Source organism: Deltaproteobacteria bacterium GWC2_65_14, from assembly GCA_001797615.1.
Lineage (GTDB): Bacteria > Desulfobacterota > Deferrimicrobia > Deferrimicrobiales > Deferrimicrobiaceae > GWC2-65-14.
The window spans coordinates 1,695-2,597 of sequence record MGPV01000027.1 but is presented as its reverse complement, the minus strand read 5'-3'; the positions used below and the strand labels follow the sequence as shown (position 1 = coordinate 2,597).

Below are 903 nucleotides of genomic sequence, written 5' to 3'. Positions count from 1 at the left end.
CAGGCCGACCGCCGAATCGGCCGGGGTCCAGGACCGCTCCGCGGGAGCCGCAACCCCTCCGACGAGCACCCCGGTGGCATGCTGCAGCGTCGCGCGGGCGACGAGGGAATCCCTTGAGATGGAGGGCCCGCTCGAATTCCCGATCGGCCCGATGGTCCGCCGCCGCCGCCTCCAGGAGGGCCGCCCTCGCCATCGCGATGGAGGCTTCCGCCTTCCTCCCGATCGCCTCGGCCTCCCGGGAATCCACGCGGGCCAGCGGGTCGCCCTTCCCCACCCTGACCCATTCGGTGACGTACACCTCGGTTACCGTCCCCCCGAACTCGGATTCCACGAGGGCGTCGTACTTCGGGGAGAGGGATCCCACCACGTCGATTCCCCGGTAGATGATCCGCAACACCCTCCGGAGCCCCTCCTGGTCGAGCGCATCCCCCGGCTGGCAAAGCCGGGACTCCATGGCGACGTTCAGCGCGCCGTTGAGAGCCCACATCATGTCCTCGACGTTGCCCTTCCGGAATTCCCCCTTTCGGACCCCTTCCCGGACGAGCGCCCGGATGGCCTCCTGGAGCTTGCGGTGATAGGCGTCGAAATCGATGTACGGCGCCCCCTGGGGAGGCCCGTAATAGATCGAGTACATCAGGCGCGAGACATCGATGTTCTCGAGCAGGAGGGAGAACACCTGCGTGGAAAGATGCGTGAGCCTGTCCGCCGCATGTCAAGGAGGAAATCTACCGATCGGTAAGCATAGAGGACGAACCCGGCGGGGCGGTTTCACCGCCGGCAGGAACCATGGCAACGGCGCGCCCCCCGACGGGCGCGCCAGGACAGTCGGGGGCTTTGCCTTCCCCCCTTCCTCTACGGGGTCCCCGCCGCCTTCTTCGCGACGCGGGCGTTGAACTTGGCGAA

General features: G+C 67.8%; 2 protein-coding genes. Both read left to right on the top strand.

What is annotated here, in order from left to right:
• Positions 1-197 precede the first annotated feature (197 nt).
• Positions 198-383: a hypothetical protein gene (locus A2X88_00915; GenBank protein ID OGP34580.1), complete on the top strand. Its 186-nt coding sequence runs from the start codon at positions 198-200 to the stop codon at positions 381-383.
• Positions 384-575, top strand: coding sequence for a hypothetical protein (locus A2X88_00910; GenBank protein ID OGP34579.1), 192 nt, complete (start codon positions 384-386; stop codon positions 573-575).
• Positions 576-903: the final 328 nt, after the last annotated feature.

Excerpts from the sequence above, each read along its gene's own strand:
- A2X88_00910 (OGP34579.1), top strand. The coding sequence starts at position 384 with ATGATCCGCAACACCCTCCGGAGCCCCTCCTGGTCGAGCGCATCCCCC.
- A2X88_00915 (OGP34580.1), top strand. The coding sequence starts at position 198 with ATGGAGGCTTCCGCCTTCCTCCCGATCGCCTCGGCCTCCCGGGAATCC.